Annotated in this window: 16 protein-coding genes; 2 read left to right on the forward strand and 14 right to left on the reverse strand. The window is 38.0% G+C overall.

Annotation, left to right across the window (positions count from 1 at the left end; translation table 11 throughout):
- Nucleotide 1: 1 nt before the first annotated feature.
- The 6 genes from QE450_RS13545 to QE450_RS13570 all read right to left on the reverse strand — a co-directional run bounded on the left by QE450_RS13545 (nucleotide 2) and on the right by QE450_RS13570 (nucleotide 5,131).
- The gene (locus QE450_RS13545) at nucleotides 2-742 is read right to left on the reverse strand and encodes an MORN repeat-containing protein (protein WP_307299755.1); all 741 of its coding nucleotides are present in this window, start codon (nucleotides 740-742) and stop codon (nucleotides 2-4) included.
- A gap of 138 nt (nucleotides 743-880) precedes the next feature.
- The gene (locus tag QE450_RS13550; protein WP_274172884.1) at nucleotides 881-1,633 is read right to left on the reverse strand and encodes an amino acid ABC transporter ATP-binding protein; all 753 of its coding nucleotides are present in this window, start codon (nucleotides 1,631-1,633) and stop codon (nucleotides 881-883) included.
- Between the two features lie 49 nt (nucleotides 1,634-1,682).
- A complete protein-coding gene (locus QE450_RS13555) occupies nucleotides 1,683-2,351 on the reverse strand; it encodes an amino acid ABC transporter permease (protein WP_307299757.1) in 669 nt (222 codons plus the stop codon).
- 138 nt (nucleotides 2,352-2,489) lie between these two features.
- The gene (locus QE450_RS13560) at nucleotides 2,490-3,344 is read right to left on the reverse strand and encodes an amino acid ABC transporter substrate-binding protein (RefSeq protein ID WP_307299759.1); all 855 of its coding nucleotides are present in this window, start codon (nucleotides 3,342-3,344) and stop codon (nucleotides 2,490-2,492) included.
- Between the two features lie 220 nt (nucleotides 3,345-3,564).
- Nucleotides 3,565-4,305, reverse strand: a complete 741-nt coding sequence (locus tag QE450_RS13565; protein ID WP_307299761.1) for a hypothetical protein — start codon at nucleotides 4,303-4,305, stop codon at nucleotides 3,565-3,567.
- A gap of 208 nt (nucleotides 4,306-4,513) precedes the next feature.
- The gene (locus QE450_RS13570) at nucleotides 4,514-5,131 is read right to left on the reverse strand and encodes a hypothetical protein (RefSeq protein ID WP_273613271.1); all 618 of its coding nucleotides are present in this window, start codon (nucleotides 5,129-5,131) and stop codon (nucleotides 4,514-4,516) included.
- 402 nt (nucleotides 5,132-5,533) lie between these two features.
- Here QE450_RS13570 and QE450_RS13575 point away from each other — a divergent pair, with 402 nt between their 5' ends.
- A complete protein-coding gene (locus QE450_RS13575) occupies nucleotides 5,534-5,767 on the forward strand; it encodes a hypothetical protein (protein WP_273613272.1) in 234 nt (77 codons plus the stop codon).
- 2 nt (nucleotides 5,768-5,769) lie between these two features.
- On the opposite strand, the gene QE450_RS13580 is transcribed toward QE450_RS13575, so the two are convergent.
- The 7 genes from QE450_RS13580 to deoC all read right to left on the reverse strand — a co-directional run bounded on the left by QE450_RS13580 (nucleotide 5,770) and on the right by deoC (nucleotide 12,684).
- Nucleotides 5,770-5,952 carry an aspartyl-phosphate phosphatase Spo0E family protein gene (locus QE450_RS13580; protein WP_274172111.1) on the reverse strand — a complete coding sequence of 61 codons (183 nt, stop codon included), beginning with the start codon at nucleotides 5,950-5,952 and terminating at the stop codon, nucleotides 5,770-5,772.
- 309 nt (nucleotides 5,953-6,261) lie between these two features.
- Nucleotides 6,262-7,563, reverse strand: a complete 1,302-nt coding sequence (locus QE450_RS13585) for a pyrimidine-nucleoside phosphorylase (RefSeq protein ID WP_273613273.1) — start codon at nucleotides 7,561-7,563, stop codon at nucleotides 6,262-6,264.
- Between the two features lie 24 nt (nucleotides 7,564-7,587).
- A complete protein-coding gene (gene deoD, locus QE450_RS13590; RefSeq protein ID WP_069329260.1) occupies nucleotides 7,588-8,301 on the reverse strand; it encodes a purine-nucleoside phosphorylase in 714 nt (237 codons plus the stop codon).
- A 405-nt stretch (nucleotides 8,302-8,706) separates the two neighbouring features.
- Nucleotides 8,707-9,888 carry a phosphopentomutase gene (gene deoB, locus QE450_RS13595; protein WP_137223376.1) on the reverse strand — a complete coding sequence of 394 codons (1,182 nt, stop codon included), beginning with the start codon at nucleotides 9,886-9,888 and terminating at the stop codon, nucleotides 8,707-8,709.
- Between the two features lie 246 nt (nucleotides 9,889-10,134).
- Nucleotides 10,135-11,316 (reverse strand): NupC/NupG family nucleoside CNT transporter, encoded by a 1,182-nt coding sequence (locus tag QE450_RS13600; protein WP_307299767.1) that lies wholly within the window; start codon nucleotides 11,314-11,316, stop codon nucleotides 10,135-10,137.
- 148 nt (nucleotides 11,317-11,464) lie between these two features.
- Nucleotides 11,465-11,872, reverse strand: a complete 408-nt coding sequence (locus QE450_RS13605) for a cytidine deaminase (RefSeq protein WP_069329257.1) — start codon at nucleotides 11,870-11,872, stop codon at nucleotides 11,465-11,467.
- A gap of 146 nt (nucleotides 11,873-12,018) precedes the next feature.
- A complete protein-coding gene (gene deoC / locus QE450_RS13610) occupies nucleotides 12,019-12,684 on the reverse strand; it encodes a deoxyribose-phosphate aldolase (RefSeq protein WP_069329256.1) in 666 nt (221 codons plus the stop codon).
- A 305-nt stretch (nucleotides 12,685-12,989) separates the two neighbouring features.
- Here deoC and QE450_RS13615 point away from each other — a divergent pair, with 305 nt between their 5' ends.
- Nucleotides 12,990-13,997 (forward strand): formylglycine-generating enzyme family protein, encoded by a 1,008-nt coding sequence (locus QE450_RS13615; protein ID WP_307299770.1) that lies wholly within the window; start codon nucleotides 12,990-12,992, stop codon nucleotides 13,995-13,997.
- A 97-nt stretch (nucleotides 13,998-14,094) separates the two neighbouring features.
- Here the strand turns inward: QE450_RS13615 and QE450_RS13620 are convergent, their stop codons facing one another.
- On the reverse strand, nucleotides 14,095-15,468 hold the full coding sequence (locus QE450_RS13620) for an MFS transporter (protein ID WP_307302703.1): 1,374 nt from the start codon (nucleotides 15,466-15,468) through the stop codon (nucleotides 14,095-14,097).
- Nucleotide 15,469: the final 1 nt, after the last annotated feature.

Consider the following 15,469-nt stretch of genomic DNA (forward strand, 5'->3'; position numbering starts at 1 on the left):
TTTATTTGGAAGTGATCGGTACTTTTGTTGATAATGTTTGGAATGTTTTGAGATACGTAGCCACTTGAGGTTGGATCTTTTTAAAGTATTTCAGATTCGCTTGATTCTCTAGCTTTTTGGCAGCATCACTTTCCGGGAAAATAGAGTATTCTTTATCTATTTTGCCTTTGCGATACTGAATTTGAATCAACTTACCGGTTGCCCAGTATTCCGCTATATTCTGGTTATCTCCATAAATCTGTAACCATGTATCTTTATCTTTGTAATTGAAGCTAAAAGCAGGATCTGCTAACGCTTGAGTTACCGTATAGCCATTTTGAAAAACATCATTTACAAATTGACCTTGTTGGATCAAATTCGCTTCCGTTTGACCGGCTTTACTTTTAATAATTTGTCTCACTTCGCCCAGACCATTCCGTTGGTCTTTGCTCCATTCCCCTTTATAAGTAACGACAAATGTCCGTCCTTTTAACGTATATTTGTTTACATATTTTCCGGTACCTTGCCGAATTCCATCGACCCATTGTCCGGCGTAGGATTTGGAATCGCCCCAGCGAATCGTACCTGTTCCATTAGGTTTGCCATTTTCCACCTGTCCGTAATAAGAAGCACGACCAGAAAGTTGCAAGGATTCTTTATCCGTAGCCGCATGTATCGTTGCCGGCACAAATAGACCTATCGAAGTAGCAATCATTATCGTAGTTAAAGCTATCTTTGTATATGTATGTACTAATGCTCTCATTGCTTCATCCCCTTTAGTGTCTCTAACGATAGAAAAAAAGAAAACCATACATATTCGTCTGTACGATTTTCTTCTCTCTAAAGCCAGTTACCTTTATGCTATTTTATACCCTCAACAGGTCATTTATAATCTAATGGATTAGATATCTTCGCCAGTCAGACGATTAAGGAACTGCTTGGCACGATCGCTTTGTGGATTGTTCAGTACATCTTTGGGATGTCCTTGTTCTATAATATATCCGCCGTCCATCAGAAGCACATGGTCAGCAACATCTGCGGCAAATTTCATTTCATGCGTTACAATAACCATCGTTCTACCTTCAATTGCTAATTGTTTGATAACTTTCAGCACTTCACTAACCAATTCAGGATCAAGTGCAGAAGTAGGTTCATCAAAAAGGAGTACATCAGGCTCTACAGCCATTGCACGTGCAATTCCTACACGTTGTTGTTGTCCACCGGATAATTGATGTGGATATGAATTGCCACGATCGCCTAAGCCAACTTTGGCAAGTAATTCTTGACTGGATTGGCGAGCTTCTTCTTTGCTTTTTTTCTGTACTGTAATTTGTGCTTCCATTACATTCTCGATCACCGTTTTGTGAGGAAACAGATTATAGGATTGAAAAACCATCCCTGTCCGTTTACGAAGTTCAGTCACTTCTTTGCTAGACACTTTACGACCTTTTTGAAAATTCAAGGAGCGATCACTTAATTTGATAGTTCCTTGATCTGGAGTCTCCAGTAGATTCATACAACGTAGCAAAGTGGTTTTGCCTGAACCAGAAGGCCCGATTATTACCAGTACTTTTCCTTTATCCAAGCTTACATCGATTCCTTTAAGTACTTCCAATGCACCGAATGACTTGTGCAAATTACGAATCTCGATCATCATCGGCTAATCTCTCCTTTACTTCTTCAATGACTACTCTGTATGATAGTTAGTCCGCTGACGAGCGACCTAATCTTTTTTCTAATTTATTTTGGAAAAACGATAAAATTGAAGTGAATACAAGATATATCACTGCTGCTTCAGTGTATAATACTAGTGGTTCATACGTTCTTGCTACAATTTCTTGTGATTTGCGGAACATTTCAATATACGTAATACTTGCTGCTAACGAAGTATCTTTAACAAGTCCAATAAAAGAATTAGCTAATGGAGGTACTGATACTCGTGATGCTTGTGGTAAAATAATACGTCTTAATGTCTGGCCTCGCGTCATTCCTAAAGAATATCCAGCTTCCCACTGACCTTTACTAATGGATTGGATTGCTGCCCTAACTATTTCAGAACCATATGCACCTACACTAAGTGAGAATCCTATCAACGCTGCAACAAATTCTGGCAAAATAATACCGACTGATGGTAATCCATAAAAAATAATAAATAATTGAACTAGTAATGGAGTTCCTCGTATGATCCATACATAAAAACGTGAAATAGCAGATAATATTGGCACGCCAGATATACGAGCTAAAGCAGATAAAACTGCGAGTATAAGTCCTAAAATAAAAGAGCTGACTGCAAGAGGAAGCGTATATAACAACCCTGCTCTAAGTAATGGCCAGAACGAATCTATAATGATTTGTATTTCGCGATCGCTCATATCTAGACTTCCTTTCAAATAGTTTTAATTATTATCTCTTCGTATAATAAACATACAAATATCTTGACGGTATAAAACTCGTCAAGATATTTGTTCTGTCCTGTTTATATAATAATTTAAAATTAATAATATAATGTATTATTTAGATACATCTTCTCCAAAATATTTTTCAGAGATTTTTAAATATGTTCCATCATCCATCATATCTTTTAACGCTTTATCTACTGCTTGAACCAAATCTTCGCTACCTTTGTTAAAAAGTCCTGCACTTTTAGAAGCATCGGTTTGCTCAGCAACTACTTTAATTGGTGCTTCAGGCTGTTGTTTTTTCAAATCTAAGAAAGAAAGATTGTCATTAACAGTTGCATCTGCACGACCAGAAGCTAACAATTCTATTGCTTGTGGAAATCCATCTACAGATACTAATTGTGCACCATTTTCTGTAGCAATTTTTCCAAAGTTACTAGTCAAAGATTGAGCAGATTTTTTATCTTTTAAATCTGTAAAAGATTTAAGAGTTGTATTATCTTGTCCTACAATTAATACAGCTTTAGAAGTAATATATGGTGTAGAGAATAAATATTTAGCATTGCGTGCTGGGTCACTTGTTCCTACTTCATTAAATACAGTATCAAAACGTTTAGCATCTAACCCTGCAATCATACCATCCCATTGTGTTTCTACAAATTCAGGTTCTACGCCAAGACGTTTACTTACTTCTGTTGCGATGTCTACATCAAAACCAGTTAATTTACCACTTTCATCATGGAACGTAAATGGTGCATATGTTCCTTCTGTACCAATACGCAATTTACCGCTTGCTTTGACAGACTCTAATGTTGCAGCTTTACCAGAAGAAGCTGTGTTGTCTGTTGTAGCTGCTCCAGTTGTATCTGTATTGCCTGTCGTTGCTGTATTAGAACTGTTACCACATGCTGCAAGAAAAAGCATGGTCAGTATCATAACCAGTGTAAAAGAACCCCATTTTTTCATTTAAAAAGACCCCTCTCAGATGTTGGTGATCACGCTTATGGTTGGTGATTCACTACTTATTAATAACGTACTGCAAATTGTATAGTACACTGTCTTTCATCGCACGTCAACTCTTTTTCCGATAAAAATACTTGGTTTTATTAATATTATAATAATTTGATAGTAAAAAGTCCTTTAAAAAATAATGTTAACATTATTTTTTAAAGGACTAGATTTAAATTTATGGTGAAACTGCATAAAAACATTGAAGATTTAATCCCCAAGTTTTTCCCACATTAGCTGTCATGTCTATACCTAATTTATAATAGGTGCCAACAGAAGCTACTGGTGTCCAACCCCATTCTCTAGGTAAATTTGTTCCGGAATTGGTAGTGGGGTTAAATGTTTTAGAATGAAAAATTGCGCCAGAAGGTCCCCCACCCTCTTGTTTAATTACATGTGTTCTACTTACTACTCTTGATGGTGTAATAGTTTCGTATCTCCAATCTACTTTTTCTAAAGCTACTCTTGATCCAAAATATTCATCATTACTGTGTAATAAATAGAGAGTAGCATAAGCAGTGACACCAGATTTTTCGGCTTGGCTATTACTCCATGTACTAGTATTTTTTGTTGCAGATGCTTGTACTTCAGCTATGTACTCAGTAGCTATTTCTCCAGTGGATATTTTTTTCAAATCATATAAAGGTCTCATTTCATTTTTTAATGTTTTTACTTCTACATTCTCATTATTAACATTATCTACTATAGTTGGGGTAACTTCTAAATTTAAATAGCTATCTTGAGAAACAGAAAAATTAGATATTTTTAATTTTTCTTCATTACCATATACTTTAATAACTTCATAACCTTCAGGTATATTAGATTGTACTTCTTTTTGAACCACATTTGAATTTGAAGCAGAAACATTATTGCTAAACGGAAGTAACATAAGTAAAAATATAAAAATAAACTTTCTCATAAAATCTCTCCTTTTCTCAATATTAATTTTCGAACTCCCAAAAGGTAACATATATATTAAACAATTGCAAATTACCTTTATTATAAATATATGTAATTTATAATTATTAATAAAAACATCTTGCTAGCAGAAAAGTCTTTCTTAAGACCTATTCCCTTTGTGAGCAAGATGCTTTTATTGTATGATTGCATCGAAAACATCAGGATCATCAAAAGTTTTGCTTTAACTGATCAAATTGATGACGTATCCGATCTCGTACATCTTCTGCCCCGTTTTTAAAATAAGCCTGACGCTGGTTATTCATTCGTTGTCTGGCTTCACGTTGCAATTCACGCTCTACTTCATATGCTTGATCAATCTCTGCTTCGACATCAATCACATCATGGCGACATATGAATTGAGAACCTAATTGACTTAACACATAGTTGAATACGCTTACATTATTTTCTTGCACAATACTGATCAAAGCCATTTGTCCTTCATCTAGTGAAAATAGTGTAGATTGAATCAGTCCCATTTCTTGTTCTGCAACTTCGTGAGTAAATGGCATACTGATGATCGAATCGATACTACGTTCTAATAAAACACCCAAAGGGCCTGCAAAAATACCAATCATTGAACCTAACAAACCACCTGTTGTCCATTCGCCTGCAAGTGCTCCTTGTGTACCGAATCCATCCCAAAATACGACTTTGCCTTTCTCACGTGCTACAATAGCAGCTTCCAGTACCGCATATCCTTCCGTAATTCGACTATGTCGAAGTGTAGATAATGCTCGATATGCTTTACACTCATCTGTAAAAATAACGGTCACTACATTTTCCATAGGACACCCACTTTCTTTTGCTTATCAAGTTGTAAACGTTCTCAGGTAGGGTTAGATAGCTAGATTTAGAAGTAGAAATAGAGATCATCAAACGGTTGTTTCTTTTATCTTATGCTATTTTACAATTAAATCAACTTATTTTATTGTAAAATAGTAGAAATGACGCGAAATTGAAATATATTTCATTTTTAGTATATTATTTAATCTAAAGGAGGGTATATGATGTTACAGGGTATAGGTATATACGGGCTTATTTTGTCTATTATTGTATTGGTCGCTTTGGTGATCGCAGTACGTTGGTTGGTAGCGAAGTTATTTCGAAAAAGCTCTTAGATTAGTAGACTGACTTAGGATAAGATACACAGCTTACATATTCGATAGATACGAATGGAGTGAATACTAATGACTCAACCTCATCATTCATCTGCTGAATCAAGATCGACGATAGAAATGAACACAGATTCTTCTTTTAATAGTGTTACCGAGTACAATCATACGATTCTAGGAGTTCCCCGTACCGGGAATATCGAAAATATTTCGGATATGCCTGCTCCGATACGCTGGTTTGGCTATATAGCTTTTGGCGCTATTGCCGTAGGCGGAGTGGCTATTCTGGCTATTGGACTATTAATGTAGAGTTAGAACATATTCATATGTGTTCTTTGATAGAGGATAGCGTATTGATTATATTCATTTAGAGTTACGTCTAATTGTTGAGATTTATCCAAAACACGATCATCTGAAAATCCGTACATTTCAGCTAATTGATGCATCTCTTGACGTTGTTGTTCTATTTTCTGTAGGCATTGGTGTAAGTTCAATGTGCCACTCTACTCCCTCTCATTTTTTCTTGGATACAGACAGATCTTTATCATCTTTATTATTCTGTTACTTTTTCTAATGTGATATCTATAAAGAGCATATGAAAATCGATTATTCTTTTTTCTATATACTTTATATCGAGCAGTTTTGACTGTTGTGTGAATAGTTCCGAAGTCTGCTTTATTCGACATTATAATCACATGTGCTACGTTGTTAGCTATATGCAAATAGAAAAAACCCGACTTTATTGAACAATCTGTTCATTAGTCGGGTTTTTATTATTTTACATTATATAAGGGATATATCTATTATTCCGTAACTGTTCCGTACACCAATGTTGGAGCATCTGCATGATCTGCGATACGAATACTTTCGTATAGTTTTTTCAATACATCGTCTACATTTTCACGATTAGCGTGGATGGTTACTAGAGAGTCGCCCACTTTAACAGCGTCGCCTACTTTTTTGTTTAACATTAGACCTACAGCAAGATCGATCTCGGATTCTTTCGTTGCGCGTCCAGCACCTAACAACATTGCTGCTGTACCGATCTCATCCGCTACCAGTTCAGCGACAAATCCGTCTTCTTTCGCAGGAACTTCGATCAAGAATTTAGCTTGTGGCAAGCGTTCTGGTTGATCGACAACAGACGCATCTCCACCCTGGCTTGCAAGGAATAATTTAAATTTCTCTAACGCTTTACCGTTAGCGATAACTTCTTTCAATTTTTCTCTTGCTTCGTCAAGTGAACTTGCTTTACCTGCAAGATATACCATTTGACTTCCAAGTGCCATGCACAATTCTTCTAGATCCGCAGGACCTTCACCTTTTAGTGTATCGATGGCTTCTTTCACTTCAAGAGAGTTACCGATAGCTAGACCTAGTGGTTGGCTCATATCTGAAATAACTGCCATTGTTTTGCGTCCTACGTTGTTACCGATACTTACCATAGCATGAGCTAATTCTTTAGCATCTTCTGCTGTTTTCATAAATGCACCAGCGCCTGTTTTAACATCCAATACGATAGCGTCTGATCCAGCAGCGATTTTTTTACTCATGATTGAACTTGCGATCAAAGGAATTGAGTTAACCGTTGCTGTTACATCACGCAAACCGTATAACTTTTTGTCCGCAGGTGTTAAGTTACCGCTTTGTCCAATAACTGCGATTTTGTTTTCGTTGACTAATTTGATAAATTCTTCGTTGGTGATTTCTACGTGGAAACCTTCTACTGCTTCTAATTTATCGACTGTACCACCAGTGTGACCTAGACCACGACCGGACATTTTAGCTACTGGAATATCCAATGCAGCTACAAGAGGAGCCAATACCAATGTTGTTGTATCGCCTACGCCGCCTGTGGAGTGCTTGTCGACTTTGATTCCTTCGATAGCCGATAGGTCGATCGTATCACCGGAGTTCACCATTGCCATTGTCAGGTCTGCACGTTCGCGTTCAGTCATGTCTTTGAAAAAGACAGCCATTGCAAATGCGCTCATTTGGTAATCTGGAATTTCGTCGTGTGTATAACCATTAATAATAAAGTTAATTTCTTCTGTTGTTAGTTCTTTACCATCACGTTTTTTTTCAATAAGGTCTACCATTCTCATAATTATTCTAGCTCCTTGTACGTTTTATTTTTGAAAAGAGATTGCTGCATCTAGTGCAACTTCCATCATTTCGTTAAATGTAGATTGTCTTTCTTCAGATGTAGTTTCTTCGCCTGTTAGCAAGTGATCACTTACTGTCAGAATCGTCAAAGCATTCACACCGAACTTCGCTGCTAATGTGTACAATGCGCTTGTTTCCATTTCAACGCCTAGTACGCCATATTGCATCAATAGTCCTGTTACTGTTTTGTCGTCGCGGTAGAATGAATCTGAACTGAACACGTTACCTACATGCAAGTTCAATCCTTTTTCTACACCACGATCATACGCAGCTTTGAGTAAAGGGAAACTAGCTACAGGTGAGAAATCGTATCCGCCGAAAATATGACGGTTCATGCTGGAATCGGTACAACATGCTTGTGCCAAAATGACGTCACGAACACGTACATTTTCTTGCATTCCGCCACATGTACCTACACGGATCAAGTTTTTGACGCCGTATTCGCTGATCAATTCATTGACATAGATGCTGATCGATGGCAAGCCCATACCTGTACCTTGTACAGAGATACGGTTACCTTTGTATGTTCCTGTAAATCCAAGCATACCGCGCACTTGATTGTAGCAGACTACATCTTCAAGATACGTGTCTGCGATGTATTTAGCACGAAGTGGATCACCTGGTAAAAGAATTGTTTCAGCGATTTCGCCAGCTTTGGCTTCAATATGAACGCTCATTTTATAAAAACCTCCAAAGTGTGTGTTTAGATAGTAATTGCTCGGGTTAATCCGCTACGGCTAATGGATTGGGTTCCGCTCTCTGGTAAGTATAGATATCTTGAAAGACTGCTGATGCAGTCGATATCTATACTTACGAGGAGAGACTACACTCCAATCCATTAGCCTTCGCTCTGTGCGGATGCAACAATATGATAAAACAAAAAGGTTGGTGGTCAGCGCTGGGACTCGCTTGACCGGGTAGGGCAAGGATTAAAGATTAAACATTGATTTTAGACATTGGTTTAGGATTGCGCTACCGGTTATTGGGGTATAGTTTGATACTTCTTTGTGATACCTCAATAAATGTAAGCTTCGTCTTTGGGATTTCTATCGTTTCTTAACAACTTTGATGCATGTTTTATATTACTTAAGATCAGACAGGAAGCTTGTTCCGTACTCAGGACTTGTTACACCGAAGTTTTCGGCTACTGTAGCAGCGATGTCTGAGAATGTTGTACGTAATGGCAATTCTTTACCACCATTAGCAAAACGTTTGGAATATACAAGTAATGGTACATATTCACGAGTATGATCTGTTCCTGTGTAGGTTGGATCGTTACCGTGGTCAGCTGTAATGATCAATAGATCATCTTCTTCCATACCTGCAAATACTTCTGGTAAGCGAGCATCGTATTCTTCCAATGCATCAGCATATCCTTTAGGATCGCGGCGGTGTCCGAATAGCGCATCAAAGTCAACCAGATTCAAGAAGCTTAGTCCATGGAAAGGCTTCGCTAGAACGTTTACCAGTTGATCCATACCGTCCATATTAGACTTGGTACGAATCGATTCTGTTACGCCTTCACCATCGTAGATATCAGCAATTTTACCGATAGCAATTACATCTAGACCTGCATCTTGCAAAGCGTTCATTGTAGTCGGTTTGAACGGTTTGAGTGCATAGTCATGACGATTGGATGTACGTTGGAAGTTACCTACTTCGCCGATAAATGGACGAGCGATAATACGTCCCAACATGTACGGATCTTCAAGTGTAATCTCACGACAGAATTCACAGATTTCATACAATTCTTTCAAAGGAACAACATCTTCATGTGCTGCAATTTGCAATACGGAATCTGCAGAAGTATAGATGATTAGTGCGCCTGTTTTCACATGTTCTTCGCCTAGTTCATCCATGATTTCTGTTCCACTTGCAGGTTTGTTACCAATCACTTTACGTCCTGTTTTTTCTTCGATGCGTCCAATCAATTCATCCGGGAATCCGTCCGGGAATACACGGAAAGGTGTATCAATATATAATCCCATGATCTCCCAGTGTCCTGTCATTGTATCTTTACCGCGGGATGCTTCTTGCATTTTAGTGTAATAAGCAAGCGGTTGATCAGCTACAGGTACGCCTTGAATCTCGCTGATGTTTGATAATCCTAGACTTGCCATATGTGGCATGTTCAAACCGCCATTTTCGCGTGCAATATGTCCGAATGTATCGACATCAACATCTCCAAATTCAGCTGCATCCGGTGCTTCTCCGATTCCTACTGAATCCATAACTACTAGATGAATACGTTTAAATTCGCTCATTTGTATTACCCCTTTCAATGTTGTCCATATTCTATTGTGCTCGTTGCTCGTATACATTCCCATATCCAAAATGCGCAGTAGAGCATTTGGCTGCTATCATGCTTATGCAAAAATAGTGTACCAAATGCTCTATGTTATACCTATATCTGCTTTTTGAAAAGTCGGTTCATGATATGAAGATGTAACATTGCTCCTCTAATTATAAACCAAACTGTATTGATGGTAACAAATGTGGAGACATCTTACTTATTTTAAGAACAACCCTGTAATTGTAGCAGAAAGCACACTTACCAGTGTAGCACCATATAACAGTTTCAGTCCAAAGCGAGCTACAACATTACCTTGTTTCTCGTGTAGACCTTTCACAGCACCAGCAATAATACCGATAGAAGAGAAGTTAGCGAAAGATACTAAGAATACAGATACGATACCTAGTGTACGTGAGCTAAGTTCTGTGTGTTTAACTAGATCTAGCATCGCTACGAACTCGTTCGATACCAATTTCGTTGCCATGATACTACCTGCTGTTACAGCTTCACTCCAAGGAACACCCATCATGAATGCAAATGGTGAGAAGATATAACCCAAGATTTGTTGGAACGTAATACCAAAGATTAAGCCGAATAGACCGTTGATCATACCGATCAATGCTACGAAACCAATCAACATGGCTGCTACGATAATAGCAACTTTGAATCCATCTAAAATATATTCGCCCAACATTTCGAAGAAGGATTGTTTCTCTTCTTCTTGTACTTCTAGAATATCTTCTTCTTTGGTAACTACATAAGGATTGATAATAGAAGCGATAATAAAGCCACCGAATAAGTTAAGCACTAATGCAGTTACAACATATTCAGGTTTAAGCATTTGCATATACGCACCTACGATAGACATCGATACCGTAGACATTGCAGATGCACAAAGTGTATACAGACGGTTTTTAGGAAGCGCACCGATTTGTTTTTTAACAGAGATAAATACTTCAGATTGACCTAGGATTGCAGATGCAACCGCATTGTATGATTCCAATCTACCCATACCGTTGACTTTACTAAGTACAAGACCAATGTATTTAATAATAAACGGTAGAATTTTGAAGTATTGCAGAATACCGATCAAAGCTGAGATAAATACGATAGGCATCAATACGCCTAAGAAGAACGGTGAAGAACCTTCGTTAGCAATACCACCAAATACAAAGCTAATACCTTCACCAGCATACGCTAATAAATGTGTAAATACAGCTGCAAATCCTCCGATAATCCATGTTCCTACTACTGTATTTAGAAGTAGAAATGCTAAAATGGCTTGCAACACGATCATAACAAACAATGGACGATAACGAATATTTTTTCTATTGTTACTTCCCAAGTAAGCTAATGCAAACACCAAAAGAATCCCCAAAATTGCGATAATATAACTCATAAATAATTAGCTCCCATTCTGCACTCTGCTTCATAATCACTTACTTAAAATCTTTTGAAACAAATTGAAATAATCAGAAATTATACATTAAGCGCTTACATTATTCGTAAAAAAGAACAAATCCTTGCGGATATATTCTTTTTTTGGATTATTCAGCAGGCTGGCTATGGTCCATATCATGTGCCTGGAAAAATCCCGGTAACATTTGAGCTATCGTCCACTCGGTCACATCACCTTTAAGGTTAGTCAGGTATACTTTCGTATTCTCATCACTGAATTCAGCAATAACTTGACGACAAGCACCACAAGGAGAGACTGGACCTTCTGTATCCGCTACGATCGCAATCGCTTCGATCTTACGCTGACCTTCAGATGCAGCTTTGAAAATAGCGGTACGTTCTGCACAATTGGTAAGACCATAAGAAGCATTTTCTACATTACATCCCCCGTAGACTTTGCCATCTGCAAGCAGAGCAGCACCTACTTGAAACTTGGAATAAGGTACATAGGCATTTTTACGTGCTTCGATTGCTGCTTGAATCAATTGATCTTTCATGATAGGTCTCTCCTCTGACGGATAAGATAATTAGATTGTTAAGATAGATGTCGCATTTTTACTGCCAAATGCTTGAGTAAGATATTTTGCTTTGCAAAAATCACTTTTTATCCTACCAGAAGATATCGCATTTATACTTCCAAATGCTAGTAAGAAGAAGTTCCTTCTTCGCCTTCAACGATTTTGACACCAGAGCTTGCACCGATGCGTGTTGCACCTGCTTCAACCATGTTGTTCAAGTCTTGAAGATTACGTACGCCACCAGATGCTTTTACGCCAACATCAGGTCCTACTGTTTTGCGCATCAAAGCTACGTCTGCCGGTGTTGCTCCACCTGTAGAGAAACCAGTTGATGTTTTTACAAAATCAGCTCCAGCTTTTACAGACAATTCAGAAGCACGAACTTTTTCTTCGTCTGTTAGTAAGCATGTTTCGATAATGACTTTGACTAAAGCTTTACCTTTAGCAGCATCTACTACAGCTTGGATATCACGTTGCACTAGCTCGTTATTACCATCTTTCAATGCGCCGATATTGATAACCATATCAACTTCAGTAGCACCGTTTGCAATAGCATTGCTTGCTTCAAAAGCTTTCACTTCTGGAGTTGTTGCTCCTAGAGGGAATCCGATTACCGTACATACTTTGACAGGGCTACCTTTTAATTGTTCTGCACAGTACGCTACCCATGTTGGGTTAACACATACAGATGCGAACTCATATTTTCTAGCTTCTTCTGTCAATTTAGTCACTTCTGCTTGTGTAGCATCCGCTTTCAATAACGTATGGTCGATCAATTTTGCTAAGTTCATATTTTTAAGCTCCTTTGAGTAAATTAGATAGGAAACATAGTAGTAAATCGCTTCAATATCCACATCATAACACCAACATGAACATATGTAAAATGATTTTTGAAATTATGTTCAGACACAATTTGATGATCTTGTAAACATTCTTTTGCAGATTGCATTACTCTGTCCGCTAGCCGCATATCAGTGTAACAGGAAAGTAGGATTCGTGCTATTTTTTCGTTATAATACGGTATTGTATGTAGCTTTTTTGATGGATGATTTCCTTTATGACTTTACCACTTCACTTCTGAAAGGAATATTAGATCATGACTCAATGGACACGTTATAAATGGAATAAGCTCAGTAGTGAGCAGCGGCTTCAATGGTTGCAAGAATTAGTAACCCGTCTTCCTGAAGGGTTTGCTTTGAAAAAGATGCAATCCTTTAACAGATATGGACAACAGATCGAAACAGGTATTTTTTCATATCAACAATCTGAATTTGTTTTTGTACCTGGTGATGAAGTTACACTCGGTTGGAATGATCCTTATGTGTCATGGGATCCATCTACATTAGAGGACTTGGAAAGTGGATTAGAGGAAATCGAGCTAACTATAGACGAAGCTATACCGATGATTGCCAAACAAATGTCTCCTGTGCGAACAGTACATATTCCATCGTTATTAGTAGAACGCCGTACTCATTCTGTAGGTTGGCAGGAATACACACTTGAAGAACTTGATCCTATCGAAAATAAAGAGATTATAGATGCTCGCGCTACCTTCTCTCTTTCAAATTATAGCAGTCATGAAATGTATCAAGATTATCGCTTCGTACGAGATGGGCAACAAATCCGTATTTATGTATTTGAAGAAACAGAAGATGTTCATGAATGGCAAAAGCTTTCTCTAGAATACCCATTTACTATTTTTACCGAAGATGAATGGGAATATGTATATGGCGGTGGAGCTCGAACTTTATTTCCATGGGGGGACAGCTTTGACTATACGATGAATGTCAGACATTACGGCAATCTAAATCCAGCCGAAGATGAACCTTCTGATACAGACTCTGCACTTCCTTACGACTTGGAACAACCGAACGGATTCGGTATTTATTTTCTTGGCGATCCTTATGAAGCAGAACTAACGATTACGTCAGACAATCAGGTGATCTACAAAGGAAGTGACGGTGGTAGTGGCATCTGTGGAGGTGTTGGTATTTTATTAGGTTATTTACCTGTAGCGACTTATTACCGTAATCCTTATCAAGATCAATTGGAGTGGAATGAACGAATCAGTTCGATGCATTATCGGCGCATTATTCGGCTATAAAAGCGATATTATTACTAGCGTATGAACAACAGCTTTATTGCAAATAAATCTATACCAAAAACCCCGTTCGCTTTCTAAGCTGACGGGGTTTGATTGGTTATTTTGAAATGGAAGGACGAGTAATTATACGAGATTGTACATAATACAAAACAATAATTACAATCGCTAACAATGCTTGTATAGAGAAAATATTGCTAAATACATATCCATCTGCATATATTGCCAGCGGATTCAAATGAACCGAGCCATGATTAGCTTCGATCATTTTACCAATAATACTGGTTGCTGTCGCTCCTGCTATAAAGTTTAACAGTGAGAACAATCCCATCCCTACACCGACTTGATCTTTAGTTAATGTACGTGAGATCGTATTAGACATAGCTATCTGCATAAAGGTCTGCCCTACATTACCGAAAATTAGAATAAATAATACGATATATGGAGATATTCCGACCACGATGGATAATGAGACAAAACAAATAAAAATTAATGTTGTCGCAATATATACAAGTAATGGATTTCCTCTACGATCGGCTAACTTCCCACCTTGACGACCTAACAAAGCTGAACAAATTGCCGCCGGGAACATAATTAATCCGATCAAAGCTGGAGATAATCCATTTAAAGCACTTAGAAATTGCGGTGTTACATACGGTAAGCCAAAGCTAAGACCTGTCGCTAGAAAAGCAATCAACAACCCGAATGAATATTGTTTGTTGCTAAACAACTTGGGCTGGATAAAAGGCTCTGCTGCTGTACGTATCCGAATAATAAATAAGATTAACAAAATGACTCCAATGACAGCAAACAACCAATTTCCTTGAGAAATAGATAATAACAACATCGCTACAGTTCCACTTAATAACAGTCCACCGATAAAATCGATCTTTTGCGCTTCGCCCCGATAATCATCAAGGTATTTACGGAAAAATGGCAAAGCAATCAAAGGGAACAGAGATAATAAGAATAAAAAGCGCCAGCTTCCAAAGCTTGTGATCAGTCCGGCAACAATCGGTGCTATCGCTGTTCCGAGAGATAGACCAATCGCTGTTGTACCGAGTGCTCTACCCCTTTTTTCAGGAGAAAAATAACGTACAGGTACAATCATGGCTGTCGCTGGAATTACCGCGGCTCCGGCGGCTTGCAGTACACGTCCGACCACCATCATCCAAAATTCACTAGCAAATAATCCAACTACAGATCCTAATGCAAAAAAGATCAGACCGAACGTTAACAAATCTTTTAACCGATATTTATCGGCAAGCTTACCATATACGACCGAACCTACAGCATACACAATCATATAACCGGTCAATAACCATGTTACATCTGCGGCTCCAATATTAAATTCTTTACTGATAGTAGGCATTACGACATTGAACATCGAAGCGTTCATTACCGAGAATACTAATGTAAATGCGAGTACACGCATTAATTTATCGCCATTAGGATAGACTCGTTCTTGTTTTATA

Source organism: Paenibacillus sp. SORGH_AS_0306 (assembly GCF_030819345.1).
GTDB classification, from domain to species: Bacteria; Bacillota; Bacilli; order Paenibacillales; family Paenibacillaceae; genus Saccharibacillus; species Saccharibacillus kyungheensis.